Origin of the sequence: Neorhizobium sp. IRS_2294, from assembly GCF_050500145.1 — a bacterium.
GTDB classification, from domain to species: Bacteria; Pseudomonadota; Alphaproteobacteria; order Rhizobiales; family Rhizobiaceae; genus Neorhizobium; species Neorhizobium soli.
The window spans coordinates 45,170-71,105 of record NZ_CP191439.1; the positions used below are offsets into that span (position 1 = coordinate 45,170).

Here is a 25,936-nt window from a genome sequence, read left to right on the forward strand (position 1 = left end):
TCACGCCGTTTTGCCATAGCCCCCAGCCGTTGGTGTCGTCACGGTCACCGCTTCGCCCGCCTCGATCACCGTCTGGGCACAGCCCGGAAGTGTCTCGATCGAGCCGTCGAGCCTGCGCACGGTGGTGATGCCAAGCTCTCCCTCTCCGCCGCCGTCAAGGCCGTGCGGGTGAAGCGTTCGATGCGAGGAGAGGATGGCGCAATCCATCGTTTCGAGAAACCGGATCGTCCGCTTCGTGCCGTCGCCTGCCGCAAACTGCCCCTGTCCGCCGGAATTGTCGCGGATGTGGAAATCTTCCAGCAGCACCGGATAGCGCGTCTCCAGGATTTCCGGATCGGTGAGACGCGAGTTGGTCATGTGCACATGGACAGCGTCGGTGCCGGCAAAGCCGCTGCCGTCGTTGAAGCGACCGGCCGGCGAACCGGAGCACAGCGTCTCGTAATACTGGTAGGTGGCGTTGCCGAAGGTCAGGTTGTTCATCGTGCCTTGGCTTGCTGCGATCGCACCCAGCGCGCCGAACAGAGCATTCGTCACGTGCTGCGACGTCTCGACATTTCCGGCAACGACCGCTGCCGGATATTGCGGCTTGAGCATCGAACCATCAGGCACGATGATGCGGATAGGCTTCAGGCACCCAGCATTCATCGGGATTGAGCTCTCCACCATCACGCGGAACACGTAAAGAACCGCCGCGCGCGTCACAGGCTCGGGCGCGTTGAAATTGTTCTTTTTCTGCTCGCTGGTGCCGGTAAAATCGACCGTCGCCTCGCGCTTTTGCCTGTCGATGGTGATCTTGACCTTGATCGTGCTGCCCTGGTCGGTCGCGTAGGAAAACTCCGCATCACCGAGCTTTTCCAGAACGCGGCGGACGCTTTCTTCCGCATTGTCCTGGACGTGGCCCATATAGGCCTGCACGACATCGAGCCCGAACTGCGCGATCATCCGACGCATTTCGTAAACGCCCTTTTCGTTGGCCGCGATCTGCGCCCTGAGGTCCGCGACGTTCTGTGCAACGTTGCGGGCCGGGTAGGGATGGTCGGACAGGAGGTTGGTGATGCCCGCCTCGTCGAACCGGCCGCGGTCGACCAGAAGCACGTTGTCGAACAGCACGCCTTCCTCGTCGACGGTCGTCGCCAGCGGCGTCATCGATCCCGGCGCTGTGCCGCCGACATCGGCATGGTGACCGCGCGACGCGACGTAGAACAGGATTTTCTCACCCGCGTCATCGAACACCGGTGTCACCACGGTAATATCGGGCAGATGCGTTCCGCCATTGTAGGGCGCGTTCAACGCGAAGACGTCGCCGGGACGGATCTTGCCCTGGTTCTGCGCAATGATGCTTTCGACGGAGCGATCCATCGATCCGAGATGGACTGGCATATGCGGCGCATTGGCGACCAGCGCGCCGTTCTCGTCGAACACGGCGCAGGAGAAATCCAGCCGTTCCTTGATGTTGACGGACGACGCCGTGTTCTGCAGCGTCACGCCCATCTGCTCGGCAATCGACATGAACAGGTTGTTGAAGACCTCGAGCAGAACGGGATCGGCCTGGGTGCCGACAGCCTTGGCACGCGAGAGCGTGACGATACGTTTGAGGACGACGTGGTTGAGCCGGGTCACTTCGAATGCCCACCCGTCCTCGATCACGATCGTCTGGTGCGGCTCGACGATCAGGCAGGGACCGCTCGCGCGCGCACCGGGATTGATGTCGGCGCGGCGATAGACAGGTGCCTCGCGCCATGCGCCGGTGGAATAGAACCGCGTGTGCTCCGCAGCCGTTGGGGCCGCGTCGTCCAGCGCAAACTCAGGTTCCGATGCATCGGCACCACCGCCGATCGCCTCGACCTCGTAGGCCTCGAAGATGATCTCACGGTTCTCGAAGATAAAGCCGAACTGCTTCCGGTGGACAGTCTCGAACGCTGCCGTCATCTCGGCGGCATCTGTCACCGCGACCGAGAGGGTCGTATCCGTGCCCTGATAGCGAAGGTGGGCGCGGTGTAGCACCTCAGTCTGCGCTTGAGCCACGCCCTGCGAACCCATTTCCTCGAGCACGCTGGCGGAAAGTTCGTCGCGAACCGGGTCAAGCGAAGCCAGTGCTTCGGAAAGCGGCCGCGAAACCGTCCGTTGGCGGGTAGCGCGGATATCGGCGAGACCCATCCCGTAGGCGGAGAGGATGCCGGAAAATGGATGGATCAGGAGCGTCGAGATACCGAGCGCGTCCGCGGTCAGGCAGGCATGCTGACCGCCGGCGCCACCGAAACAGGTCAGCGCGTAATGCGTGACGTCGTAGCCGCGCTGAACGCTGATCTTCTTGACGGCATTGGCCATGTTCTCGACCGCGATGGCAAGGAAACCATCCGCCACCTGTTCCGGCGTGCGGCCATCGCCGACCACCGTCGCCATCTCCTCGAAAGCTGTGCGAACCGAGCCGGCATCCAGCGGCTGATCGCGGTTCGGACCGAAAATTCTAGGGAAGAGTTCCGGTGAAAGCTTGCCCAGCATCACGTTCGCATCGGTGACGGTCAGCGGCCCGCCGCGGCGATAGGCTTTCGGGCCGGGATTGGCGCCAGCGGAATCCGGGCCGACGCGGAACCGACCGTTTTCGAAATGCAGGATAGAGCCGCCGCCGGCCGCGACCGTGTGGATCGACATCATCGGCGCGCGCATCCGCACGCCTGCGACTTCGGTCTCGAACGAGCGTTCAAGCTCTCCGTCATAGTGCGAAACATCGGTGGATGTGCCGCCCATGTCGAAGCCGACCATTCTGTCGAACCCGGCAAGTCGCGAGGTTTCGACCGCGCCAACGACGCCGCCGGCCGGGCCGGAGAGGATTGCGTCCTTGCCCTGGAAAAGTCTTGCAGCGGTAAGCCCGCCGGAAGACTGCATGAACATCAGCTGCGGGCCGTCTTTTCCTGCACTCTTGGCGTCTGTTCCGAGTTCGCTCGCCACCTGATCGACGTAGCGGCGCAGGATTGGCGAAAGATAGGCGTCTACGACGGTCGTGTCGCCGCGGCCGACCAGCTTGATCAGCGGCGAAACCTCATGGCTGACCGAGACCTGGGCAAAGCCGATCTCGCGGGCGATCGCTGCAACAAGCTGTTCGTGAGCCGGGTAACGATAGGCGTGCATGAAGACGATGGCGATGGCGCGGTAGCCCGCATCGAACTGCACCTGCAGGTCCGCGCGCACCGTTGCTTCGTCCGGTTCCGCCTCAACTTCTCCGTCGGCGCGAACGCGCTCATCGACTTCCACGACCGCCGTGTAGAGCAGTTCGGGCTTCACGATCTTCTTGGCAAAGATGTCGGTTCGGGCCTGATAACCGATCGCCAGCGCATCTTTGAAGCCGCGTGTGGTGACGAGCAGCGTCCGCTCGCCCTTGCGCTCCAGCAGCGCGTTGGTAGCGACGGTCGTTCCCATCTTTACGGCGCCGACCAGTTCGGCCGGAATAGGTTGCCCAGCTTCGACCTGCAGCAACTCGCGAATGCCCTGCACGGCAGCATCGCGATAGGCTTCGGGATTTTCCGAAAGGACCTTGTGGGCCACAAGTGTCCCATCCGGCTTGCGCCCAACGATGTCGGTAAATGTGCCGCCGCGGTCGATCCAGAAATCCCACTTGTCCTGCGCCATGCAATGCCCCCGTAACGATCGATTTGAGTCCACGAGAACATTTCGTCGATAAAACGTCAATGATCGATTGACAGGAAAATGCCCAGTACGGCATCATGCCTTTATAACAGGCAAAGTGGCCAGAAGAGCCGCGCCGCAAAGGCAACCGAGGGGAAGCCATATGAGCGATCTACGCATTCTTGTGCGGAGGGCAAACTGTGTCCACCGTTGATCCACGCCACAGCATCTTCCCCGAATGGCTCCGCAAAGGGTTGGACGGATTGTACCTCGTGTCCGGCTGGCTGGCCGGCCTTTTCCTGATCGCGATCTTCCTCATCATGCTCGCGCTTTCCGCAGGTCGCCCGCTTGGGATAGACGTTCCGGCCGGCGACGATTTCGCATCCTGGGCAATGGCGGCGTCTGCCTTCCTCGGTCTCGCCCATACATTCCGCTCCGGCGAAATGATCCGCGTCGGCTTGCTGGTGGAAAGGTTCACCGGCCGTACCCGCCAGATGGTCGAGATTTTTGCCCTGCTGGTTGGGTCCGCCGCTGCCCTCTATTTCGCCTGGTACGCTTTCGACATGAACGTCACGTCGTGGCGGTTCAACGATCTTGCCCAAGGCGTCATCGCCATGCCGCTGTGGATCCCCCAGATCGGTTTTTCCGGCGGCCTGATCATCCTGGCTGTCGCCATGACGGACGAGCTTCTGCACGTGCTTTTCGGTGGGTCGCCGCGCTACGAAAAGCCGCCTGCCGAAACGGCCGAAGAAGTAATCGAACGCGCAATGCAGAGCGGGGCCTGACGCATGGGAACGATTGAACTCGTTGAAATCGCCGGCGTCGTCCTCGTCGCGCTGCTGGCGCTTCTGGCCGCCGGAGTCTGGATCGGCTTCTCGCTGCTGATCTGCGGCCTGATTGCCATGCTTTTCGTGCCGGGCATCCCGTTTGGCGCGGTGCTGGCCACCAACTCCTGGAGCAACGGCGCGTCCTGGTCGCTGGCGGCGCTGCCGCTGTTTGTCTGGATGGGCGAAATCCTGTTCAGGACGAAGCTGTCCGAAGAGATGTTCCGGGGGCTGGCGCCCTGGCTTGGCTGGCTGCCGGGCAGGCTCATGCATGTCAACGTTCTCGGATGCGGCCTGTTCGGCTCGATCTCCGGTTCCTCGGCTGCAACCACGGCAATGATTGCCAAAATCGCCCTGCCGGAGCTGAAGAAGCGCGGCTATGACGAAATGGTCAGCCTCGGCTCGCTGGCCGGTGCCGGCACGCTCGGCATTCTCATTCCGCCGTCGATCACCATGGTCGTCTATGCGGTCGCCGCCAACGTCTCGATCATCCAGATCTTCCTCGCCGGCTTCCTGCCGAGCCTGATCGTGATGGTCCTCTATTGCGGCTATATCGTCGTCTGGTCGCTGCTCAACCCCGACAAGCAGCCGCCTGCGCCGCCGAAAATGAGCTTTAAAGAGAAACTCAAGGAATCGGCCAACCTCATCCCAGTCAGCCTCCTGATCATCCTCGTCTTCGCAACGCTGTTGCTCGGCTGGGCCACGGCGACGGAATGTGCGGCCTGGGGTGTGGCCGGCTCGCTCGCCATTGCGGCCTGGTCGAAAACGCTCAGCTGGAAGTCCTTCTGGGACAGCGTCATGGGCGCGACACGTCTCACCTGCATGATCATGCTCATCCTGACGGGCGCCGGCTTCATGTCGATCGCCATGGGATATACCGGCATTCCGAACGCGCTGGCTGCCTGGGTCGATAGCTTCAACCTCAGCCCCTACGCTTTGATCGCCGTGCTGACGATCATGTATATTCTGCTTGGTGCGGCACTCGATGGTCTTTCGATGATCGTCCTCACCACGGTTGTCGTTCTGCCGATGATTGAGCAGGCCGGCTTCGACCTCGTCTGGTTCGGCATCTTCCTGGTGCTGATCGTCGAGATGGCGGAGGTCTCTCCGCCGGTCGGCTTCAATCTCTTCGTCCTGCAGACGATGAGCGGGCGCGATAGCCTGACGGTGGCAAAAGCCTCGCTGCCATTCTTTTTCCTGCTTGTGGCGACCGTCGCCATCATTACGGTTTTCCCGGAAATCGTGATGGTTCTGCCGAAAATGGCATTCCCGGGTTAATCACAAAGAGGGAACTGAAAATGAAGGTCACTGGAAAACTCGCCCGCCTCGGCATTGCCGCAGCTGCGCTCCTCGCGTCCACAGCATCGTCTTTCGCAGCCAACTGGGTCCTGCCGTCCGCCTATCCACCGACCAACTACCATGTCGAGAACCTCAACCAGTTCGCCAAGGACATCGATGCGGCCACCAAAGGTGAGCTGAAGATCACCGTCCATCCGAATGCCTCCCTCTTCAAGGCCCCCGATATCAAGCGCGCGGTCCAGACCGGCCAGGCGCAGGCGGGCGAAGTGCTGCTGTCGCTGCACGAAAACGAAAACCCGGTCTTCGGGATCGACGTCGTGCCGTTCCTGGCCACCAGCTTCGAACAGTCCAAGAAGCTTTACACAGCGTCGAAGCCCGCTATCGAACAGGCGCTCGACAAGCAGGGTCTGAAACTTCTCTACACCACGCCATGGCCGCCGCAGGGCGTCTTTACCAAGAAGGACGTCAACAGCGTTGCCGACCTGAAAGGTCTGAAATGGCGCGCGTATAATGTCGGCACGTCGCGGATTGCTGAAATGGTCGGCGCCCAGCCGGTCACCGTCCAGGCCGCCGAACTGCCGCAGGCTCTGGCAACCAGTGTCGTCGATGGCTTGATGACCTCCAGCGCCACGGGCGTCGACAGCAAGATCTGGGAATCGCTGACCCACTATTATGACACCCAGGCCTGGATCCCGAAGAATGTCATCTTCGTCAACAAGGCTGCGTTCGCAGCCCTCGACGCCGCCACGCAGAAAGCCGTGACGGATGCGGCTGCGGCTGCAGAAACCCGCGGCTGGTCGATGGCCGCCGAAAAGACGGCGTCCTACATGGAAACGCTGAAGAAGAACGGCATGCAGGTTCTGGAACCAAGCGCCGAACTGAAGACCGGCCTTTCCGCAATCGGCGCCAAGCTGACCGAGGATTGGTCCAAGAAAGCCGGCGCAGATGGCGCCGCCATTCTGGACGCCTACAAGAAGATGTGATTTCGGAAGCGCCGTGGCAATCGTGCCGCGGCGCCCTCTCATTCCGGAGAAGCTCATGTCCGAACCGATAGACACTGTTGGCCCGATCGTTTCTTCGGAGCACCTTGCAAGCGGCGCGCTGCCGGCTCTGTCCGAAATCGAGTTCGGCCTCACCATGCTCAATCATGCGTTCAGCCGCTGGATGGTGCGCTGCATGGCGGCATCCGGAGTGCCCGATCTTTCAACCGTGGACATCCTCGTCCTGCACAACGTCAACAGCCGCAACAAGCCGAAAACGCTTGCCGATATCGCGCTCGTCCTCAATATCGAAGACACCCACGTCGTGACCTACGCGCTGAAAAAGCTAGAACGGCTGAAGCTGATCAAGTCCGGCAGACGCGGCAAGGAAAAGCTGGTCATGGTGACCGAGGCGGGTGCTGCAGCCTGTGCCCGCTACAAGGCCATGCGTGAAAGCCTGCTCGTCAAATCCGTCCTGGCGACCGAAGTATCTGCCGACTCCCTGTCGGATGTCGCAGCCCGCCTTCGCGCCCTGTCCGGCCACTACGATCAGGCCGCCCGCGGCGCCGCGTCTCTCTAGCGACGAAACGCTAGGACAGAAGCGCCCTCGTCAGCGGATGGTTAGGATCGGATAGCCCGTCCAGAACCGTGAAATGGTTTTTGTCCGGCTCCTCGACGGCTTCGGTCTCGGCCCCCAGACCCTTCCAGATAATGGCGAGCAGCGCGTTCTGGCGAAGGAATTCCGAGCGCTCGTTGCCGCCCACCCAGCAGGTGAGGCGCGTGTTCGGGAGGGGTTCCAGCAAGGCCGGGCTTTCGCGCTGCGCCTCGTCAGGATCGATCCGCTGCTTTTCGTTCATCTTCGTCTTCATGATCGGGCGAAGGTCATGCACGCCCGAGATCGACACCGTGTTGACGATGCGGTCTCGGACGGTCTCTGCGAGTGGCGACGTGGTGGTGATCATCCGCGTCACCAGATGCCCGCCCACCGAATGCCCGGCAAGCCGTATCGGCCCGTCCACCAGATCTGCTGCGGCCGTGATCGCTTGGCCGATCTCGAGGGTGATTTCAGCGATCCGATTTTCCGGCGCAAGCGTGTAGGAGGGGAGTGCTACCGCATATCCGCTTTCCAGCGAGCCATGGGCGAAATGCGACCAATAGCTATTATCGAGCGCGATCCAGAACCCGCCATGGACATAGACGACAAGGCCTTCCGGCTTTCCGGCGGGAAGCAAGAGATCGAACCGGTTGCGCAGCTTGTCGCCATAGGCGATGCCGAGCTTCGCACGTCCTTCTGCCGCGAGCGTTTCGCGGTACAGTCTTGCCGGTTCCACCCAGGCAGCAGGCCAACGATCGCCCTTTGGAATGTTCGGGCCATTGGCATAGGCGTCGTCCCAGTCGATGATCCCGTGGCGCATGTGATTGTCTCCTGTTCGATCCGACAAGCGTCATAACCCGCCCCCGATGTCGCTGGAAAGCCTGCTCTGCTGTTCCAAGACTTCTCCTCGTCGGCATAGTTTGCTTTGTGATGCTTTTTGCGCTTGCACGCGGTGGAAGTTTGCCGGCGAATGTGGAAGGTAACGGTTTCACCGCCATCGATGGATTGGCGGAGCAGGGGACAAAAAAGGGGAGAATGACGATGAATAAAATCCTGGTCGCCGCCACGATGGCACTCAGCCTCGGCGCATCCGGTCTGGCCATCGCCGAGCCGCTCAAGATCGGCATGATCACCACGCTATCCGGCGGCGGTGCAGGCCTCGGCGTCGATACGCGCGACGGCTTCATGCTGGCGATCAAGCAGTCCGGCAACAAGGATATCACCGTCGTCACCGAAGATGATGCGCAGAAGCCGGAACTTGCCGTCCAGATCGCCGACAAGATGATCCAGAGCGACAATGTCGACCTGCTCACCGGCATCGTCTGGTCGAACCTTTTGATGGCCGTCGTGCCGGGCGCGGTCGCGCAGGACAAGTTCTACGTCTCGACCAATGCAGCACCCGCAGCGCTCGCCGGTGCCGGCTGCAACAAGCTCTATTTCAACGCTGCCTATCAGAACGACAATCTTCACGAAGCTGTCGGCGAATATGCCAACAAGTCCTACAAGAAGATGTTCATCCTGGCGCCGAACTATCCGGCCGGCAAGGATTCGCTGACGGGCTTCAAGCGCTATTACAAGGGCGAGCTTGCGGGCGAAGTCTATACCAAGGTTGGCCAGACCGATTACGCTGCCGAAATCGCCCAGATGCGGGCGTCGGGTGCCGACGGCATCTTCGTCTTCCTGCCGGGCGGCATGGGCATTTCCTTCATGAAGCAGTTTGCCCAGTCGGGTGTGAAGATCCCGGTCATGGGGCCGGGCTTCTCCTTCAGCCAGGATGTGTTGCCGGCCATCGGCGATGCAGCACTTGGCGCCAAGGCGTCCGGACAGTGGGCTCCGGATTTCGATACCGATGTCAGCCGGAAATTCGTCGCCGACTTCAAGGCCGAATACAATCGCCTGCCGTCCATCTATGCGCTCCAGGCCTATGATGCCGGTCAGCTAATCGCGTCGGCCGCCGCGAAGGCAGACGTCAAGGATACCGAGGCTTTCCGCGCGGAACTTCTCAAAGCCGACATCAAGTCGCCGCGTGGCAAGTTCAAGTTCAACACCAACCAGCATCCGATCCAGGATATCTACCTGACGGAAGTGGTGAAGAAGGACGGCGTTTTGACCAACAAGACGGTCGAGAAGATCTTTGCCGATCATGGCGACGTCTACGCCAAAGACTGCAAGATCTAAGGGAAGCATGTGACCATCTCGCTTGCTCTCGAGCAGCTGCTGAACGGTATCCAGCTCGGCGTCATGTTGTTTCTCATGTCTGCCGGGCTGACGCTGATCTTCGGCGTCATGGGCCTGATCAATCTCGCCCATGGCTCGCTCTACATGGTCGGCGCCTTCGCCTGCGCGGCCGTTGCAGCATTGACCGGGTCGTTCTGGCTCGGTCTCGTCGCCAGCCTTGCCTGTGCGGCGGCAGCCGGTGCCATCGTCGAACTCCTGGTCATCCGCAGGCTCTATGACCGCGATCATCTCGATCAGGTGTTGGCGACGTTTGCACTGATCCTGATCTTTTCCGAAGGCACCCGCTGGCTGTTTGGCTCCTTCCCGCTTTATCTCGATATTCCGCCGTTGCTGCAGGGCGCGGTCGCTCTGCCGGGGGATGCAACCTATCCCGTCTACCGCCTGGCGATCATCGCTGTCGGTGCCTTGGTGGCGCTCGGCCTTTATCTGCTGATCGGCAAGACCCGGCTCGGCATGCGAATCCGGGCCGGCGAAAGCGACCGCGAAATGATCGGCGCGCTCGGCGTCGATATCCGCACGCTCTATACGCTGGTCTTTGCACTGGGCTCCGCTCTGGCGGGACTTGCCGGCGCAATCGTCGGCCCGCTGCAATCGGTCCAGGTCGGCATGGGCGAACCGGTGCTCATCCTCGCCTTCGTGGTGATCGTCATCGGCGGTATCGGCTCGATCAAGGGTGCGCTCATTGGCGCGCTGCTCGTCGGTATCACCGATACGCTCGGCCGGCTTCTTCTGCCGCAACTTTTGACCCTGTTCATGGACCCGTCCCAGGCGGGCATGATCGGCGGCGCTGCGGCATCGATGCTGATCTATGTGGTCATGGCCGTGATCCTGTCGGTAAAACCTCGCGGCCTGTTTCCGCCAGCACATGCATGAAGGCCGTTCAACGATGGTGCTGACCCGCGAAAACGCAGTCAATCTCACGCTGGCCCTCCTGCTGCTCGCCGTGCCCGTGGCCGCGAATGCCCTCGGCCAGCCGTTCTACGTGACCCTCGCGACCCGGATCGCCATTCTGGCGCTGGCAGCCCTCGGCCTCAATCTCGCGCTCGGCCTCGGCGGTATGGTGTCGTTCGGCCACGCAGCCTTTTTCGGCATCGGAGGCTATGCCGCCGGCATTCTTGCAAGCCACGCGCTATCAGGCGAACCGCTGCTGTTCGATCTCCCGGGCACGGCGCAGATGCCGATCATCTGGCTGGTCGCGGTCATCGCAGCCGGTCTGGTGGCGCTCGCCATCGGCGCGCTCAGCCTGCGAACGTCAGGCGTCTATTTCATCATGATCACGCTCGCCTTCGCGCAGATGGTCTATTACTTCGCGATATCCTGGCCGGCTTACGGTGGCGAGGATGGGCTTTCGATCGCGGTGCGCAACCAGTTTCCGGGCACCAACACGATGCGCCCGCTCAATTTCTTCTTCGTCGCATATGCCGTTCTGCTGGCCGGCATCGGCCTTTTCGCGCTGATCCGTGCGTCGCGGTTCGGTGCGGCGCTGGTTGCCACCCGCCAGAACGAGATTCGCGTTGCCGCCCTCGGCATAGACCCCTATCGTATCCGGCTCGCAGGTTTCGTCATCTCGGCCATGATCACGGCCCTTGCCGGCGCTCTCTACGCAGATCTCAACCGCTTCGTCAGCCCGTCCATGCTCGCCTGGCCCATGTCGGGCGAACTCATCGTCCTGATCATTCTCGGCGGCACCGGCCGGCTTTTCGGGCCGCTGGCAGGGGCAGCGCTTTATGTGGCGTTCGAGTTCGCGCTGGGCGGCCTCACCGAACGCTGGCAGTTCTTCCTTGGCCTCATCCTTCTCGGCGTGGTGCTCTTTGCCCGCGGCGGATTGCTGGGCCTGCTTGCCGGAAAGACGAGACATGGTTGAGCCGGTTCTCCAGATAGACAATCTCGTCAAGAGCTTCGGAGCGCTTCGTGCCACCGACGGCATCACGCTCGACCTGAAGCCGGGCGAAATCCACGCACTGATCGGTCCAAACGGTGCCGGAAAATCGACCCTGATTCACCAGATCTGCGGCACGCTCAAGCAGGATAGCGGCACGATCCGCCTCGCGGGTGAAGACATCGGCGCACTGAGTGCTGCCGCTCGCGCCCGACGGGGGCTCGGTCGCACGTTTCAGGTGTCGTCGCTGGCGCAGGAGTTTTCAGCGCTGCGTAATGTCATGCTGGCGGTTCAGGCGAGGCAGGGGTCGAGTTTCGGTTTCTTCCGACCTGTCATGCGCGACAGATCGCTGATCGATCCTGCGATGGCGATCCTCGAGCGCGTCGGTCTGTCCGACCGGGCACGCCTGCCGGCGGCCGAGCTTTCCCACGGCGAGCGCCGCCAGCTGGAGATCGCCATGGCGCTGGCCCTGCAATCGAAGGCTCTGCTTCTCGACGAGCCGATGGCGGGAATGGGGCCGGAAGGTTCGAAACGGCTTACAGGCTTTCTCGATACGCTGCGCCAGGAAGCACCGATCCTGCTTGTGGAACATGATATGGATGCCGTCTTCGCGCTGGCCGACCGGATTTCGGTTCTGGTCTACGGCCGCATCATCGCAACCGGCACGGTTGAGGATATAAGGCGCGATCCGGCGGTCCGTACCGCCTACCTGGGGGATCACGCCTGATGCTGCTCGATGTCAAGGATATCGCGACGTACTACGGCAGCAGCCAGGCGCTGTTCGGCGTCGAATTTGCGGTGGCGGAAGGCGAGGTCGTGGCGCTGATGGGCCGCAACGGCATGGGCAAGTCCACGACCATCAAGTCGATCTGCAATCTCTTGAGCCCGAAAACCGGCCGCATCGTCTTCGATGGTAAGGACACCGGGAAGCTGGCACCCTACAAGGTGGCGCGGCTGGGCGTCGGACTTGTGCCCGAGGGACGCCGCTGTTTCCCGAACCTCACCGTTCACGAAAACCTGGTCGCCGCCGCAAGACCCGGTGAATGGACCGTCTCAGAGATCAATGCCCTGTTTCCCCGTCTGGAGGAACGGCATGCGCAGATGGCCAGATCGCTCTCCGGCGGCGAGCAGCAGATGCTGGCGATCGGACGCGCGCTGATGACCAATCCGCGGCTGCTGATCCTCGACGAGGCGACGGAGGGGCTTGCACCTGTCATCCGCCAGGATATCTGGAAGGCGTTGCGCCAGTTGAAGACGAAGGGCCTGTCCATTCTCCTGGTCGACAAGACGCTGTCCGAGCTCTTGCCGGTTGCCGACCGGTGCGTCATCCTCGAAAACGGCAGAAGCGTCTGGATCGGCGCCCCAGCCGATCTGACACCAGGGTTGCAGGATCGATATCTCGGAGTGTGAGCAATGACGGACGATCTGCAGGCCATCGTCGATCGGATCCACGCCAAGCTGCAGAGCCGGCTGGGCGAGGGAAAAGTGGCCGACTACATTCCCCAGCTTGCCCATGTCGATCCACGCAAGTTTGGCATGGCGGTCGTCACGGTCGACGGCAAGGTCCATAGCGCCGGAGATTGTGCCGAACCTTTCTCGATCCAGAGCGTGTCGAAGGTTTTCACGCTGACGCTCGCACTCGGCAAGCATGGCGAAACCACCTGGAACCGGGTCGGTCGGGAGCCGTCGGGCTCTCCCTTCAACTCCATTGTCCAGCTCGAACAGGAGGCCGGAAAGCCCCGCAACCCCTTCATCAATGCCGGCGCGATTGCCGTCAGCGATCTCGTTCTTGCTGGCCATACGCCGCGCGAGGCGATCGGGGAGATCCTGCGCTTCGTCCGCTATCTCGCGGATGACGAAACGATCGCGATCGACCCGTCGGTTGCGAAATCCGAGGAAGCGACCGGCTACCGAAATTTTGCGCTTGCCAATTTCATGCGCTCTTTCAACAAGCTCTCGCATCCGGTCGAGCATGTGCTCGGCGTCTATTTCCACCACTGCGCCATCTCCATGACCTGCACCCAGCTGGCGCGGGCCGGTCTATTCCTCGCCGCCAATGGCCGCAACCCGATGACCGGGCACACCGTGGTCTCAAGCCAGCGGGCACGGCGCATCAACGCCCTCATGCTGACCTGCGGCCACTATGACGGCTCCGGCGAGTTCGCTTATCGGGTCGGACTTCCTGGCAAGAGTGGTGTCGGCGGCGGCATCATGGCCGTGGCGCCGGGACGCGCATCGATGGCCGTCTGGTCTCCAGGTCTCAATCAGAACGGCAATTCGCTGGTCGGTTCGCTGGCGCTCGAAATGCTGGCGGATGAAACCGGCTGGTCCGTGTTCGGGCACTGACACAACACTCCCTTCAAAACAGAAAGCCCGGCCTCCTTTCGGAAGACCGGGCTTGTTTCGTTGGGGGAAGGCTGAGGTCCTCAGTCTTCGCTGGCAGCCATCTGGTTCAGCACATTGCCACGACCGCGCATGCGCAGCACCAGCGGTACGATCAGGGCAGCCGCTGCCACGAGCAGCAGGCCTGCGGCGATCGGCGAGGTGAACAGCACCGTCACGTCGCCCTGGCTGATCGACAAGGCACGGCGCAACTGCTGCTCGGCGAGCGGGCCAAGGATCAGGCCGACGATCACGGGCGCGATCGGATAGTCGAACACGCGCATGATGTAGGCGACGAGACCGAAGACGAGCAGCATGCCAAGCTCGAACACCGACGGATTGGCGCCAATCGTGCCAAGCGTCGCAAACACGAGAATGCCGGCATAGAGCCAAGGCTTCGGGATCGTCAGCAGCTTCACCCACAGACCGACCAGCGGCAGGTTCAACACCAGCAGCATCAGGTTGGCGATGAGAAGCGAAGCAATCAGTCCCCAGACCAGCTGCGGGTTGGTGACAAAAAGCAGTGGGCCCGGCTGCAGGCCGTATTGCTGGAAGCCGGCCAGCATGATGGCAGCGGTCGCCGACGTCGGAAGACCAAGCGTCAGAAGCGGCACGAGCGTACCGGCGGCGGATGCGTTGTTGGCAGCTTCCGGACCGGCAACACCTTCGATCGCACCATTGCCGAACTCTTCAGGATGCTTGGAAAGACGCTTTTCGGTCGCATAGGAGAGGAAGGTGCCGATTTCTGCACCACCGGCCGGCATTGCGCCGATCGGGAAGCCAATGACGGTCCCGCGCAACCAGGCTTTCCAAGAGCGCGCCCAGTCCTGGGCGGTCATCCAGACGGAGCCCTTGATCGCTTCCACCTTGTCGGGAGCCTGGGCACCCTGGGCTGCGATAAACAGCGTCTCGCCGATCGCAAACATGGCAACCGCCATGGTCGTGACCTCGATGCCGTCGAGAAGGTCAGGTACGCCGAAGGAAAGGCGGTTCTGGCCGGTCAGCTGATCGATTCCGACAAGCGACAAAGCAAGGCCGATGAACAGAGATGTCAGGCCCCGCAGCGTCGAGTTTCCGAAAGCCGAGGAGACTGTGACGAAGGCGAGAACCATCAGCGCGAAATATTCGCGCGGACCGAACACCAGCGCCAGCTTGACGATATAGGGCGCAACGAAGGCGAGCGCGAGCGTGGCGATCAGGCCGGCAACGAAGGAACCGATCGCAGCTGTTGCAAGCGCTGGCCCCCCTCGTCCGGCGCGAGCCATCTTGTTGCCCTCGAGCGCAGTGACGATCGAGGCGCTTTCGCCTGGCGTGTTGAGAAGAATCGAGGTCGTCGACCCCCCGTACATGCCGCCGTAATAGATGCCGGCAAACATGATCAGCGAGCCGGTCGCATCCAGCTGGTAGGTAACGGGCAGAAGCAGCGCGACGGTGGTTGCCGGGCCGATGCCGGGCAGCACGCCGACCATCGTGCCGAGCGTTACGCCGACGAGCGCGTAAAACAGGTTCATCGGCTCTGCGGCAGAGGCCAGACCCTGAAGAAGGAATTCGAAAGTGCTCATGGATTAACTCTCTGGCTCCAAGTTAAAGGAGCAGGTTTTCCAGCGGACCGGCGGGAAGGGAAAGCTGCAGGACGCCCGCAAACAGGTACCAGATGGCGAGACAGATCGCGATGCCGATCGGAATGCTGATATGCAGCCGACGGGCACCGAAGCCGCGTGCGGCGAAAGCGAAAAGCAGGCCTGTCGCAATCGAGAACCCGACGAACCGGATCAGGATCATCTGGGCGAGAAGCCCGGCGACAACCCAGGCGACGGGCCCGAATTCCTGCCGTTCGCGCGCGGGGAAATCCCGACGGAATGCCGCAAAGACCGTCCAGATGGCAAGGCCGATCAGGCCGAAAGCGATCCAGTAGGGCACGGAGGCGGGGCCGACAGGCGAGTAGCCAGTCGTACTCGTCAGCCGCGACACATCGATGAAGATGACGGCGGCGACGATCGCGAGTACGGCTGCAATGGCAAGCGCCGCCCAATCAGGGCGGCGCTGTTCGGTAGTCGTGTTTTCAGAACTCATTTGACCAGTCCGATGTCCTTCAGGATGGTTTCCGTCGCAGCGATATCCTTGGCGAGCTGCTCATCGAAGGCCGGACCGGAGAGGTAGGTGTCCATCCAGCCCTTGGTCTTCAGGTTATCCTGCCAGGTCTTGGACTTTACCAGCTTCTCGATGTCGGCAGTGATGGTCTTCTTCTGCTCCTCGGAAATGCCGGGAGCAGCGGCAACCATGCGCCAGTTCTGCAGCACGACGTCGAGACCGGATTCCTTCAGCGTCGGGGCATCGATGCCGTCGATCTTCTTGTCAGACGAAATGCCCAGCAGGCGCAGCGAGCCGGCCTTGATCTGCGATTCGAATTCGCCATAGGACGAAATGCCCGCAGTCACCTGGCTGCCCAGGATCGCGGCAAGCGCTTCGCCGCCACCGGAAAACGCGATGTAGTTGATCTTGGTCGGGTCTACGCCGGCAGCCTTTGCAATGAGGCCAGCGCCGATATGGTCGGTGCCGCCAGCCGAACCGCCACCCCAAGATACGGAACCCGGATCAGCCTTCAGCTTGGTGACCAGATCCGCCATCGTCTTGATGTCGGAAGATGTCGGGACGACGATCACTTCGTATTCGCCGGTCAGGCGTGCGATCGGTGTCACGTCCTTCAGGGTTACCGGCGACTTGTTGGTGAGGATTGCGCCGACCATGACGTAACCGCCAACCATCAGAGCGTTCGGGTTGCCCTTCTGCTGGCTGGCGAACTGGGCGATGCCGATCGTGCCGCCGGCGCCCGGAACGTTCATGACCTGGACGCGGTTGGAGATCTTCTCCTGCTGCAGGGCGACCTGCATGGTGCGGGCCGTCTGGTCCCAGCCGCCGCCCGGCGCTGCGGGTGCCATGACCGAATAGTCAGCCGCTACGGCCGGGAAGGCGACTGCGCCCGCGAGGAAAGATGCGATGAGAAAATGTTTCAAGGGTATGTCCTCCGTTGACGTCCTTTTGGACGAAATCTTTGATGGCGCAACGGTAGGATCGATTTGAGCGGACTGGTGCCGTCCGTTGATCTCCTCCCGTCACCGATCGAGTCCGCCTCCGAACGGGTCTCGAATGGTTCTAAGGCAGCATAACAAGCTGACATCTACCTGACATTTCCCTGACTGCGTCTGTTTGACAAGGGTAAATGCCTCAAAATCGCCAGAATTGATCACTGCTGGCGCAAGACCTCGTTCCATTTCGAGATCAGCCGCGCCCGTTTCACCTGATCGAGATAGACCATCAGCCCGAGGCTGACGGGCACCGGCTTCAATTGGCCACCCAGCATCTCGCGCATCGTCGTTGCGGTGTTGTTGCCGGACACTTCGGGACTGACGGCCGGGATCTGCAGTTCGCGGGCCATAATCGTCTGGCCCTCCTTCGACATGAAGAATTCGAGGTAGCGCTTTCCGAGATCGGCACGTTGAGCGGCTTGCGGCACCAGCCCGATACGCGACATGACCACCGTATAGTCCTTCGGCAGGACGATCCCGACATTCGGGTTCCGTGAGGCCCAGTCGGCGGCGTAGGATCCGACGATATTGTAACCCATCAGGAAACGGCCATCCGCCACCCTCTCGAGGATGGCGCCGCTTGTCGAATAGAGTTTGACGCCCGCTTCGCCCATCGCCCGCACCACCGACCAGATGTCCCCGAACTGTTCCTGGTCGCGCGACATGAACAGGAAGCCGACACCGGAGCGTTCGATATCGTAGGTGCCGATGCGGCCATGCGCCTGGTCACCCTGGCGCGCCAGAAACGCGATGAACTCGGCGCGGGTGGCAGGCGGCGCCTCGTTCTTGAAACTCGGCTTGTTGTAGACGAACACGGCCGGCTCGAAGGTCAGCGCGTAAACCGTATTGCGCCAGTTCGCCCACTCGGGCCATCGCCCGCTCATCGGCAGGTCGCTCGCCTGGGCGTAACCGTCATTGGCAAGCTTGACCTGGAGATCCATGGCCGACGAAAACGCGAAATCTGCTGTCTTGTGGCCCGCGTCGGTCTCCCGCACGATCCTGTCGTAGATCTCTCCCGTCAGCATGTCCTCGTAGGACACCGCCACATCTGGGTTGGACGACTGGAAGCCTGTGATCATCGGCTTGGCAAGAGGCTCGTCCAGCGACGAATAGACGGTAAGGACAGGCGCATCCTTGTTGCCCGAAAGGGCAGGAAACATCAGCACTTCCGCGACGGCCAGATGCGGCGCAGCGATGAGACAAAGACAGAGGAGAAGCTTTTTCATTGCGGGCAAGAATGCCCGACCCGGGCGCTTGCGGCAAGCCGTTGGAAATCCCTCACTGGCGTCCGGAATGCAGAGCTCGCGGTTTACCGCTCCCCTGTTGTATTGCCGGTCGCCGTTATTACCTGTGAATGGCGATTTCCCCACCAGCCCTTTGAGGTTACAACCATGTCGCTTTCCCTATACGACGTCTCCGTCCCGGCGTTTATCCGTGGATTTGCCAATCTCTCCGAGATCCTGAAGAAGGCCGAAGCCTTCGCCGACGAGAAGGGCATTCCCCACAGCCAGCTTCTCGAAGCGCGCCTGATCGAGGACATGCTGCCGCTGACGGGTCAGATCCAGCGCGCTAGCGACACGGCCAAGTTCGTCCCGGTGCGCGTCGGCCAACTCGAAAACGTCGCGATGGAGGATAACGAAGTCACGTTCGCCGATCTCCATGCCCGCATCTACAAGACGGTCGCCTTCCTGAAGACCGTTGTTCCCGCCAGCATGTCCGGTCGCGACGAGGCCGAGGTCGTGCTGAAGACCCGGTCCGGCGAGATGAAATTCACAGCCACCGACTACGTTCTCGGGTTTGCCCTGCCCAACTTCTATTTCCATCTCACCGCCGCCTACGCGATCCTCCGCCACAAAGGCGTACCCATCGGCAAGACCGATTATCTCGGCCGTAGCTAGGCGAGCTATCGGCAGACGCTGCTGTGTCCAGTGACAACCCCGCGTCCCGGCGATAAGAGTCAGCCGGAACGGGGAAATGACGGTTTGCGTATCCTTCTTGTCGAAGACAATCAGACGCTGGCATCGGGCCTTGCCGCGATTTTGCGCGGCAGCGGCTATGTGGTCGATCTCGTGGCCGACGGAACGTCGGCGGAGGCAACGGTCGCCGCCGAAAGCTACGATCTGGTCATTCTCGACCTCAACCTTCCCGAAATGGATGGTCTCGATGTTCTGAAGGCCATGCGCGCCCGCCAGAACCGGGCGGCGGTGATGATCCTCACCGCCCGCGGCACGCCGGAAGAGAGGGTCAAAGGCCTCGATCTCGGCGCCGACGATTACATGACGAAACCGTTCGACGTGCCGGAGTTCGAGGCGCGCATTCGCGTCCTTCTTCGCCGTCAGGCAGGCCTTCGAAGCTCTGTCGTCACCTATGGCGGCGTTACCTTCGATCTGACGTCGCGAACCTTCTCGAGCCAGGGCGTGCCGCTCGATATCCCGGCGCGCGAGGTGGCCCTTCTCGAACTCCTCTTCATGCGGGCCGGAAAGGTGGTCTCCAAGGAGGCGATCATTCGTTCGCTGACAGGCTTCGACGACGACCTCTCGTCCAATGCGATCGAGCAGTATGTGAGCCGACTAAGAAAGCGGCTTGCCGTCTATGGTCTGACCGTCAAGACCGCGCGCGGCATTGGCTATTATCTCGAGAAAATGGCCTCTCCGGAATGACGCCGACAGCCGCCTATTCGCTCCGCCGCCGCCTTCTTGCATGGCTCCTTCTCTCCACGGCGCTGATCGGTGGCGTCGCCATGTTCGATACATGGGATGAGGCTCTCGATGCGGCCAACGAAGTGTCCGATCGTGTGCTTGCGGGTTCGGCCTTGGCGATCGCCGAACGGGTGATCGTTGCGGAAGACGGAGCGCTTGAGGTCGACATCCCCTATGTGGCGCTGGAAATGCTGACCTCTGCTGCGCAGGACAGGGTCTTTTACCGCGTCGACGGGCCGCCCGGCACCTTCATCACCGGCTACCAGAACCTTCCCTCAATCGCGCGGCGCGAGGGCCAGGCGGTGGCGTTCGAGAACGCCAGCTTCCGCGGCGAGCCCATCCGCGTGGCGGTGCTCGCCAGATCCGCCTCGACCGGCATCCGGTCTGTGCCCTTCGTCGTCACGGTCGCCGAAACCACCATGGCCCGCGAACAATTGACGCGCACCATCCTGATCCGGTCGGCGCTGCGAATCCTGTTCATGATCATCGGTGCCGCCGTGATCGTCTGGATCGCCGTCACGCTGTCGCTCCGGCCCCTCTATCGCTTCAGCGAAGCGATCGCCGAACGCAGCCCGGACGATCTGCATCCGATCGGAGAAAGAGTGCCGAACGAGGTTCAGGGCCTGGTCGATACCGTCAATTCGTTCATGGTGCGGCTCGAAGGCGCGTTGAATGCCCTGCGCCACTTCACCGGCAATGCCAGCCACCAGCTCCGAACTCCGCTCGCAATCGTGCGCACACAGCTCGCACTTGCGGACCGGGCGGACGATCTGGCCACGGCAAAGACGGCGGTCCGCAAGGCGGATGAAGCGGTCGCCGGTGCCGAACATATCCTCGCGCAGCTGCTGCTGATGGCAAAGATTGATGCGGCCGGACGCTCGGCAGCATTCCGCAAGCTCGATCTCACCGATCTCGTCCGCGGCCTGACGGGAGATCATGTTCCGGGCGCCGCCGATCGTGGCATCGACCTCGGGTTCGAAGGAGAGGGCGCAACTGAGGTCAACGTCGAGCCGCTGCTGATCGGCGAACTGGTGAAGAACCTGATCGTCAACGCGATCCTTCATGGGGGCTCCGGCACGGAGGTCACCGTCCGCATCGAACGGAGTGACGAGACGGCCCGGCTCGAGGTCGAGGATAACGGCCCGGGTATTCCGCCCGAGAAGCGAGCTACCGTGCTCGAACGATTCGGACGTCTCGGCCGCGGCGATGCATCCGGCACCGGTCTCGGACTGCCGATCGTCGAAGAGATCGCCCGCCTTCACGGCGCTGCCCTGTCGCTTCACGATGGCTCAGGGGGCACAGGCTTGAAAGTCCGGATCGATTTTCCGCTGGCGGGATAGGCTCTTCAGATCTGTGCGTGCGCACATTCTCCAGAAATCCAGGTGCTTCTCATGGAAAGATCCGCGCCAAGGATAACGAAATCCGCATCATATCCGGGCTTCAGAAAGCCTTTCCGGTTCTCGATGCGAGCAGCTTGCGCGGGATAGGCAGATGCCATGCGCAGGGCCTCCTCCAGCGACAGGCCTAGATTGCGGTGCACGTATCGAACCGACGAGATCATGTCGATATCGGCGCCGGCCAGCGTCCCGTCGGCGAGCGTCAGCCGGCCATCCTTGCGCAGGATTTCGCGGCCGTTGAGCGTGAAGGATGTCATGTCGGTCCCGATCGTCGACATCGCATCGGTCACCAGGAATATCTTTCCGGGACCTGCCTTGGCGCGCAGAGCTGCCCCCATTGCAGCGGGATGCACATGGATGCCGTCGGCGATCAGGCCGGCATAGAGTGCTCCCGTATCGAGCGCCGCCCCGACCAGCCCCGGTTCGCGGTGACCGAGAGGGCTCATGGCGTTGAAGAGATGCGTGACCGTGCGGATACCGGCCTTGGAATAGGCCGCCGCCGTATCGTAGCTCGCTTCCGTGTGACCGAGGCTGACGATGATGCCGGCGTCTGCGAGCTTTGTGACCTGTTCTTGCGTCACGCTTTCCGGCGCAATGGTCACCATCAGCACATCGAGCGCCCGTCCGCAGGAGAGCATCAGATCGAGGTCGCGATCCCCCATCGGGCGGATGAGCTTGGGGTCATGCGCTCCCTTGCGGGCAACAGACAGATGCGGGCCCTCCAGATGCAGTCCGAGAAAGCCGCGAATGCCCCGCGTCTTCGCATCGATACCGGCGGCAACAGTCCGGGCGGAAATGTCAGGCGTGTCGGTGATCAAGGTCGGCAACAGTGCCGTCGTCCCGAACTTCGCATGGGCGGCGCAGATCGTGGCGATACCCTCGACCGTCGGCTCTTCGTTGAGGAGCACGCCACCGCCGCCATTGACCTGCAGGTCGATAAAACCCGGAGCGATGATCTCGCCACCGTCGATCCTCTCGATCTCAGGTGCGAGCGAAACCGAAGGCTGGATGTGATCGATCCGGCCGTTCAAAAACACGACCGCGGCATTCTCATGCCAGTCGGCGCCGTCGAAGATGCGGTTTGCAGTCAGAGCCTTGAGGTCGGTCATAGGGTTTCGGTGACTTTGTTGAGGGCTGCCGGCTGATCGGGATCAAACCCCTTCGACCGCGACCAGGCTTCGACGAAACCGTAAAAGGGCACGATCAGCGCCAGCGCGTCGGTCAGCGGATGGCCGGTTGCGACGAATGGCAGCTTTCGGGCAGCCGTGACCTTGTCGGAGGTCGCGTAGGCGAGCGCGCCCTTGGCCGCGAAATTGTCTGCGATCTGCACCGCGGAAGCTTCCGCCGCGTCCCTCGCGGCAAAGGTCAGTACCGGAAAGCGCTTTTCGACGAGCGCCACCGGACCATGCAGGACTTCGGCCGCAGAATAGGCCTCCGCATGCATGTTGGACGTTTCCTTGAATTTGAGCGCAGCCTCGCTGGCGATTGCTAGCGCCGGGCCGCGGCCGAGCATGTAGAGCGAATCAGCATCTCCGAGTTCGCTCGCAAACGCGCTCCAGTCGAGCTTGATGGCTCCATCGAAATGGCCGGGCAGGGCGCGAACCGCCGCTTTCAGCCGGTCATCGGCGGTCCATTCGGCGAGAAGGGCAAGACCGGCGACAATCGAGCTGACGAAAGACTTGGTTGCCGCAACCGCAATTTCCGGACCCGCATTGATATCGACCCCATACAGCGATGCCTCGGTGATCGGCGACGGGAGCGTATTGGTCAGCGCAATCGTCACCGCTCCTGACCGGGTCGCAGCCTCCGCCATCGCGACGATGTCCGGGCTCTTGCCGGACTGGGAGATGGCGATCGCAGCGCCACCGCCAAGCTGCATATTGGCACCGTAGATCGAGGCAAGCGACGGTCCGAGCGAGGCAACCGGGCGCCCCGCCGTCAGCTCGATCGCATATTTGATGAACGTCGCGGCATGATCGGAGGAGCCGCGCGCGATCGTTACCAGGAAGGCCGGATCCTTGTCGCGCAGGGCCTTGCCGGCCTTGGCAATGTCTGCCGCCGAACGGTCGAGCAATCGGGCCGTCGCCTCCGGTATCTCGTCGATTTCCTGGCGCATATGGGTCTTCATCGTCATCCTCGTCTGATCAGCTGTCGCCAAGCGAAAGCTCGGCCACGAAATCATAGGCATCGCCCCGGTAAAGCGAGCGGGTAAGCTCCACCACCCGGCCGGAGGCCAGGTAGGAAACGCGTTCGATCGACAGTCCCGCCGCCTCGATGGGCACTTCGAGCAGGCCGGCGTCGATCTTTTTCAGATTGGTCGCGGAGATCCGCTGGATGGCGCGTACCGGTCGCGCATCCTTCTTTTCCAGTTCCGCATAGAGCGACTGCTGGAGCGATACCGGGTCGGGCAGGAATTCTGCCGATATGCTGGCGCGCTCGATGGCAAGCGGCATGTCGTTCCCAAAGCGCAAACGTCCGATCCGGGCAACCATCGTGCCGGGTGCGAGACCCAGCATCATCATCTCTTCGGGCGAGGGATGAAACAATCCGCGCTCCAGCCATTCCGATCGGGAAACCAGGCCACGCCGTGCCATGTCCTCGGTAAACGATGTCAGCTTGGTCAGGGGTTGCTCGACGCGCGACAGCGGTTTTACCACGAAGGTCCCGGATCCATGGCGGCGGGTCAGAAGCCCGTCCCGGACAAGATCGTCGACGGCCTTGCGCACCGTGACGCGGCTGACGCTCGCATAGTCGGCGAGATCCCGCTCCGCGGGAAGCGCGTCGCCGTGACCGAGCTTGCCGGACCGGATCGCATCTTCCAGGCTCTGGCGCAGCTTGAGATAAAGCGGGCCGGAGCCGCCGGACTGCAGGCCGTCGAGGGGCAAGATGGCCGTCAGCGCCTCGCTCATGCGCACGCCTCCATCCGTGCTCCAGATGCAAAGGCCTTGACGGCCAGTTCGACGGCGCCGGTCATTGCGTCGGCCCGCGGCTCGGAAAGACGGAGCCTGTGCCTCTCGGCAAGATAGCGAGGATAAAGCGGTGCAAGGCCACCAAGCAGGCAGAGTTTTGCTTTGTCGCCGCTCAGCGCCATGACGGCATCGAGCGCTTCGTCGATCCCGGCAGCACCGGTATGGAGGATCCGCAAAGCCGTCTCGTCGCCACGGCGAGCATAGTCGAAAACCTTTGGAGTCTGACGACCGAAGTCGCCAGGCTTGGCCAGCCGCGCGAAATCGACGATCAGTTCCGGATTGTTGTCGAACTCGGCCAGGATCGCCTCGCAGAGCGGCGTCATCGGCCTTATCCGGTCGAAGGCAAGCAGGGTTTCCTGCAGCGCGAGCTGCCCGAGCCTTGCGCCGCTGCCGAGATCGCTCACCTGAAACCCCCAGCCGGCGATGGATCTGAACTGACCGTGGCTGCGGATGATGTAGACGGTCCCGGTCCCAACGATGCCGATCGCACCGTCTTCGTCACCGATCGCGCCCTGCAAGGCGATGACGCCGTCAGAAACGATCTGCGATCTGGCAAAGGGGAGACGTTCGGTCACATAGCCCACCGCGCCGCCGACATTGTTGCCGGCAAGACCCAGGATTGCAGATGCGGATGAAAGATCCGGCGTGAGCCCGGCATCTTCGAACGCCAGCTCTGCGGCTTCAGCAATATGCCTGAGGGCAGTGTCGGGATCGGTCAGGATATTGGAGGCACCGCTCTTGCCGCGGCCGAGCAGGGTGCCGTTCCTATCGGCCAGTGCCGCCCGGCAGCTTGTCCCGCCGCCATCTATCCCGATCACGTAATCCGCCATGGATACCTCCACGAAGAATGATACCAAAAAAATACCATTTACCAAGCGCGAAATTATTGATGCGGACAGAGCGGGGCTAAGACGCTATTTTAACTCGATTATTAGTACTAAACGCCAGCTGCCATGTTTCAGTCGGTAACTTTCGTTAATTTCCTGCTGGACAATTGGTATTTTTTTGGCATCATTTTGCTTGAGGGAGAAACGGATGAGCCAAACAGCCACCGAAGCCAGGCATGGGAATACGGAAGGGCTCGATACGCGCGCCCCGACCGAAATCCTTCGGCTTCTGGCGTCCGGTCAGCAGCAGGCGGCGAGAAGCGTCGATGCGGCGATCCCCGCTCTTGCGGATGCCGCGGAACTCGTTGCGTCGGCTCTGAGGCGTGGCGGAAAGCTTGTCTATGCAGGCGCCGGCAGCTCCGGCCTGATGGCCATGGCCGATGCGCTCGAGCTTCCCGGAACCTACGGCATTGCACGCGAGCAGATCGTCCTTCTTCTTGCCGGCGGAACGTCCGTCCTGGCTGACCTGCAGGGTGCGCCGGAGGATGATATCGCCCTGGCCGATCAGGATGCAGCGATCATTGCGGCGGGAGACTGCGTTCTCGCCGTTTCTGCAAGCGGCTCGACCCCTTACGTGCTGAAGATCGTTGAAATTGCCGGGGCCCGTGGCGCAAAGGTCGTGGCACTCGCCAACAATCCCGATGCACCGCTTTTCAATCATGCCGATGTCGCCGTCCTTCTCGAAACGCCGCCGGAACTGGTGGCGGGGTCGACGCGCATGGGCGCGGGGACCGCACAGAAGCTTGCATTCAACATGCTGTCGACGCTGGCTGCGATCAAGCTCGGTCACGTGCATGACGGACACATGGTCAATCTGCGCGCCGACAATGCCAAGCTGCGCACCCGCGCCGCCGGCATGGTTGCCGATATCGCAGGCGTGACTGCCGACGAGGCGGTAAGATATCTGCAGGTGGCGGACGGATCGGTGAAGATCGCCGTGCTTCTGGCTGAAGGCGCCCCCGATATCGACGCCGCACAATCGCTGCTTATTCGTTCCGATCAGGTGTTGAGGAAAGCACTAGCGGAACTGAAGATGACGGAAACGACCGAGACTCGCGCCGCAAGGCGCTAACCAAT

The 25,936-nt window shown here is 61.9% G+C and carries 24 protein-coding genes; 14 read left to right on the forward strand and 10 right to left on the reverse strand.

Features of this window, described 5'->3' with window-relative positions:
• Positions 1 to 3,627: a hydantoinase B/oxoprolinase family protein gene (locus tag ACQY1K_RS00220; RefSeq protein ID WP_430257991.1), complete on the reverse strand. Its 3,627-nt coding sequence runs from the start codon at positions 3,625 to 3,627 to the stop codon at positions 1 to 3.
• 197 nt (positions 3,628 to 3,824) lie between these two features.
• On the opposite strand from ACQY1K_RS00220, the gene ACQY1K_RS00225 reads away from it, so the two are divergent.
• The 4 genes from ACQY1K_RS00225 to ACQY1K_RS00240 are packed head-to-tail and all read left to right on the forward strand — an operon-like array spanning position 3,825 to position 7,307.
• The gene (locus ACQY1K_RS00225; protein ID WP_062578505.1) at positions 3,825 to 4,409 is read left to right on the forward strand and encodes a TRAP transporter small permease; all 585 of its coding nucleotides are present in this window, start codon (positions 3,825 to 3,827) and stop codon (positions 4,407 to 4,409) included.
• Between the two features lie 3 nt (positions 4,410 to 4,412).
• Positions 4,413 to 5,726: a TRAP transporter large permease gene (locus tag ACQY1K_RS00230; protein WP_092664045.1), complete on the forward strand. Its 1,314-nt coding sequence runs from the start codon at positions 4,413 to 4,415 to the stop codon at positions 5,724 to 5,726.
• Positions 5,727 to 5,746: 20 nt separating this feature from the next.
• Entirely contained in the window at positions 5,747 to 6,730 is a 984-nt protein-coding gene (locus ACQY1K_RS00235) for a TRAP transporter substrate-binding protein (protein ID WP_092664043.1), read from the forward strand.
• A 55-nt stretch (positions 6,731 to 6,785) separates the two neighbouring features.
• Complete coding sequence (locus tag ACQY1K_RS00240; protein WP_062454239.1) at positions 6,786 to 7,307, forward strand: winged helix DNA-binding protein; 522 nt, start codon at positions 6,786 to 6,788, stop codon at positions 7,305 to 7,307.
• A 10-nt stretch (positions 7,308 to 7,317) separates the two neighbouring features.
• Here ACQY1K_RS00240 and ACQY1K_RS00245 read toward each other — a convergent pair whose 3' ends face one another.
• Complete coding sequence (locus tag ACQY1K_RS00245) at positions 7,318 to 8,142, reverse strand: alpha/beta hydrolase (RefSeq protein WP_430257992.1); 825 nt, start codon at positions 8,140 to 8,142, stop codon at positions 7,318 to 7,320.
• 221 nt (positions 8,143 to 8,363) lie between these two features.
• Between ACQY1K_RS00245 and ACQY1K_RS00250 the strand changes: the two genes are divergently transcribed.
• From ACQY1K_RS00250 to ACQY1K_RS00275, 6 genes are read left to right on the forward strand one after another with little or no spacing between them, the layout of a single operon-like run.
• Positions 8,364 to 9,500 (forward strand): ABC transporter substrate-binding protein, encoded by a 1,137-nt coding sequence (locus ACQY1K_RS00250; RefSeq protein ID WP_430257993.1) that lies wholly within the window; start codon positions 8,364 to 8,366, stop codon positions 9,498 to 9,500.
• Positions 9,501 to 9,509: 9 nt separating this feature from the next.
• Positions 9,510 to 10,433, forward strand: coding sequence for a branched-chain amino acid ABC transporter permease (locus tag ACQY1K_RS00255; RefSeq protein WP_062454236.1), 924 nt, complete (start codon positions 9,510 to 9,512; stop codon positions 10,431 to 10,433).
• 13 nt (positions 10,434 to 10,446) lie between these two features.
• Positions 10,447 to 11,424 (forward strand): branched-chain amino acid ABC transporter permease, encoded by a 978-nt coding sequence (locus ACQY1K_RS00260; protein ID WP_430257994.1) that lies wholly within the window; start codon positions 10,447 to 10,449, stop codon positions 11,422 to 11,424.
• A complete protein-coding gene (locus ACQY1K_RS00265) occupies positions 11,417 to 12,166 on the forward strand; it encodes an ABC transporter ATP-binding protein (RefSeq protein ID WP_430257996.1) in 750 nt (249 codons plus the stop codon). Before ACQY1K_RS00260 ends, ACQY1K_RS00265 begins: the two co-directional genes overlap by 8 nt.
• Positions 12,166 to 12,849: an ABC transporter ATP-binding protein gene (locus ACQY1K_RS00270; RefSeq protein WP_430257997.1), complete on the forward strand. Its 684-nt coding sequence runs from the start codon at positions 12,166 to 12,168 to the stop codon at positions 12,847 to 12,849. The genes ACQY1K_RS00265 and ACQY1K_RS00270 overlap by 1 nt, the downstream gene beginning before the upstream one ends.
• Positions 12,850 to 12,852: 3 nt before the next feature.
• Entirely contained in the window at positions 12,853 to 13,785 is a 933-nt protein-coding gene (locus tag ACQY1K_RS00275; RefSeq protein ID WP_062578522.1) for a glutaminase, read from the forward strand.
• A gap of 80 nt (positions 13,786 to 13,865) precedes the next feature.
• Here ACQY1K_RS00275 and ACQY1K_RS00280 read toward each other — a convergent pair whose 3' ends face one another.
• From ACQY1K_RS00280 to ACQY1K_RS00295, 4 genes are all read right to left on the reverse strand, one after another.
• Positions 13,866 to 15,383, reverse strand: coding sequence for a tripartite tricarboxylate transporter permease (locus ACQY1K_RS00280; protein WP_062454231.1), 1,518 nt, complete (start codon positions 15,381 to 15,383; stop codon positions 13,866 to 13,868).
• Between the two features lie 22 nt (positions 15,384 to 15,405).
• Entirely contained in the window at positions 15,406 to 15,894 is a 489-nt protein-coding gene (locus tag ACQY1K_RS00285; protein WP_062454230.1) for a tripartite tricarboxylate transporter TctB family protein, read from the reverse strand.
• Positions 15,891 to 16,835: a Bug family tripartite tricarboxylate transporter substrate binding protein gene (locus tag ACQY1K_RS00290; RefSeq protein ID WP_062578524.1), complete on the reverse strand. Its 945-nt coding sequence runs from the start codon at positions 16,833 to 16,835 to the stop codon at positions 15,891 to 15,893. Before ACQY1K_RS00290 ends, ACQY1K_RS00285 begins: the two co-directional genes overlap by 4 nt.
• Before the next feature lie 230 nt (positions 16,836 to 17,065).
• Positions 17,066 to 18,133, reverse strand: a complete 1,068-nt coding sequence (locus ACQY1K_RS00295; RefSeq protein WP_092664027.1) for an ABC transporter substrate-binding protein — start codon at positions 18,131 to 18,133, stop codon at positions 17,066 to 17,068.
• A 165-nt stretch (positions 18,134 to 18,298) separates the two neighbouring features.
• Here ACQY1K_RS00295 and ACQY1K_RS00300 point away from each other — a divergent pair, with 165 nt between their 5' ends.
• From ACQY1K_RS00300 to ACQY1K_RS00310, 3 genes are all read left to right on the forward strand, one after another.
• Entirely contained in the window at positions 18,299 to 18,805 is a 507-nt protein-coding gene (locus ACQY1K_RS00300) for a DUF1993 domain-containing protein (protein ID WP_430257998.1), read from the forward strand.
• A gap of 84 nt (positions 18,806 to 18,889) precedes the next feature.
• Complete coding sequence (locus ACQY1K_RS00305) at positions 18,890 to 19,567, forward strand: response regulator transcription factor (protein WP_113109268.1); 678 nt, start codon at positions 18,890 to 18,892, stop codon at positions 19,565 to 19,567.
• Positions 19,564 to 20,946, forward strand: a complete 1,383-nt coding sequence (locus ACQY1K_RS00310) for a sensor histidine kinase (protein WP_430257999.1) — start codon at positions 19,564 to 19,566, stop codon at positions 20,944 to 20,946. Before ACQY1K_RS00305 ends, ACQY1K_RS00310 begins: the two co-directional genes overlap by 4 nt.
• A gap of 5 nt (positions 20,947 to 20,951) precedes the next feature.
• Here ACQY1K_RS00310 and nagA read toward each other — a convergent pair whose 3' ends face one another.
• The 4 genes from nagA to ACQY1K_RS00330 are packed head-to-tail and all read right to left on the reverse strand — an operon-like array spanning position 20,952 to position 24,802.
• Positions 20,952 to 22,112 carry an N-acetylglucosamine-6-phosphate deacetylase gene (gene nagA / locus ACQY1K_RS00315; RefSeq protein ID WP_430258000.1) on the reverse strand — a complete coding sequence of 387 codons (1,161 nt, stop codon included), beginning with the start codon at positions 22,110 to 22,112 and terminating at the stop codon, positions 20,952 to 20,954.
• Positions 22,109 to 23,137, reverse strand: coding sequence for an SIS domain-containing protein (locus ACQY1K_RS00320; RefSeq protein WP_430258001.1), 1,029 nt, complete (start codon positions 23,135 to 23,137; stop codon positions 22,109 to 22,111). Before ACQY1K_RS00320 ends, nagA begins: the two co-directional genes overlap by 4 nt.
• A gap of 10 nt (positions 23,138 to 23,147) precedes the next feature.
• Positions 23,148 to 23,912 (reverse strand): GntR family transcriptional regulator, encoded by a 765-nt coding sequence (locus ACQY1K_RS00325; protein WP_184654292.1) that lies wholly within the window; start codon positions 23,910 to 23,912, stop codon positions 23,148 to 23,150.
• The gene (locus ACQY1K_RS00330) at positions 23,909 to 24,802 is read right to left on the reverse strand and encodes a BadF/BadG/BcrA/BcrD ATPase family protein (protein ID WP_430241406.1); all 894 of its coding nucleotides are present in this window, start codon (positions 24,800 to 24,802) and stop codon (positions 23,909 to 23,911) included. Before ACQY1K_RS00330 ends, ACQY1K_RS00325 begins: the two co-directional genes overlap by 4 nt.
• Before the next feature lie 205 nt (positions 24,803 to 25,007).
• Between ACQY1K_RS00330 and ACQY1K_RS00335 the strand changes: the two genes are divergently transcribed.
• Positions 25,008 to 25,931, forward strand: a complete 924-nt coding sequence (locus ACQY1K_RS00335; RefSeq protein WP_113165756.1) for an N-acetylmuramic acid 6-phosphate etherase — start codon at positions 25,008 to 25,010, stop codon at positions 25,929 to 25,931.
• Positions 25,932 to 25,936 lie beyond the last annotated feature (5 nt).

Bases quoted from the DNA above. Each gene is read 5' to 3' on its own strand.
- ACQY1K_RS00265 (WP_430257996.1), top strand. From the start codon at position 11,417: ATGGTTGAGCCGGTTCTCCAGATAGACAATCTCGTCAAGAGCTTCGGA.
- ACQY1K_RS00230 (WP_092664045.1), top strand. From the start codon at position 4,413: ATGGGAACGATTGAACTCGTTGAAATCGCCGGCGTCGTCCTCGTCGCG.
- ACQY1K_RS00220 (WP_430257991.1), bottom strand. From the start codon at position 3,627: ATGGCGCAGGACAAGTGGGATTTCTGGATCGACCGCGGCGGCACATTT.
- ACQY1K_RS00300 (WP_430257998.1), top strand. From the start codon at position 18,299: ATGTCGCTTTCCCTATACGACGTCTCCGTCCCGGCGTTTATCCGTGGA.
- nagA (WP_430258000.1), bottom strand. From the start codon at position 22,112: ATGACCGACCTCAAGGCTCTGACTGCAAACCGCATCTTCGACGGCGCC.
- ACQY1K_RS00280 (WP_062454231.1), bottom strand. From the start codon at position 15,383: ATGAGCACTTTCGAATTCCTTCTTCAGGGTCTGGCCTCTGCCGCAGAG.
- ACQY1K_RS00295 (WP_092664027.1), bottom strand. From the start codon at position 18,133: ATGAAAAAGCTTCTCCTCTGTCTTTGTCTCATCGCTGCGCCGCATCTG.
- ACQY1K_RS00330 (WP_430241406.1), bottom strand. From the start codon at position 24,802: ATGGCGGATTACGTGATCGGGATAGATGGCGGCGGGACAAGCTGCCGG.
- ACQY1K_RS00240 (WP_062454239.1), top strand. From the start codon at position 6,786: ATGTCCGAACCGATAGACACTGTTGGCCCGATCGTTTCTTCGGAGCAC.
- ACQY1K_RS00335 (WP_113165756.1), top strand. From the start codon at position 25,008: ATGAGCCAAACAGCCACCGAAGCCAGGCATGGGAATACGGAAGGGCTC.
- ACQY1K_RS00245 (WP_430257992.1), bottom strand. From the start codon at position 8,142: ATGCGCCACGGGATCATCGACTGGGACGACGCCTATGCCAATGGCCCG.
- ACQY1K_RS00285 (WP_062454230.1), bottom strand. From the start codon at position 15,894: ATGAGTTCTGAAAACACGACTACCGAACAGCGCCGCCCTGATTGGGCG.
- ACQY1K_RS00270 (WP_430257997.1), top strand. From the start codon at position 12,166: ATGCTGCTCGATGTCAAGGATATCGCGACGTACTACGGCAGCAGCCAG.
- ACQY1K_RS00260 (WP_430257994.1), top strand. From the start codon at position 10,447: ATGGTGCTGACCCGCGAAAACGCAGTCAATCTCACGCTGGCCCTCCTG.
- ACQY1K_RS00320 (WP_430258001.1), bottom strand. From the start codon at position 23,137: ATGACGATGAAGACCCATATGCGCCAGGAAATCGACGAGATACCGGAG.
- ACQY1K_RS00310 (WP_430257999.1), top strand. From the start codon at position 19,564: ATGACGCCGACAGCCGCCTATTCGCTCCGCCGCCGCCTTCTTGCATGG.
- ACQY1K_RS00235 (WP_092664043.1), top strand. From the start codon at position 5,747: ATGAAGGTCACTGGAAAACTCGCCCGCCTCGGCATTGCCGCAGCTGCG.
- ACQY1K_RS00250 (WP_430257993.1), top strand. From the start codon at position 8,364: ATGAATAAAATCCTGGTCGCCGCCACGATGGCACTCAGCCTCGGCGCA.
- ACQY1K_RS00275 (WP_062578522.1), top strand. From the start codon at position 12,853: ATGACGGACGATCTGCAGGCCATCGTCGATCGGATCCACGCCAAGCTG.
- ACQY1K_RS00325 (WP_184654292.1), bottom strand. From the start codon at position 23,912: ATGAGCGAGGCGCTGACGGCCATCTTGCCCCTCGACGGCCTGCAGTCC.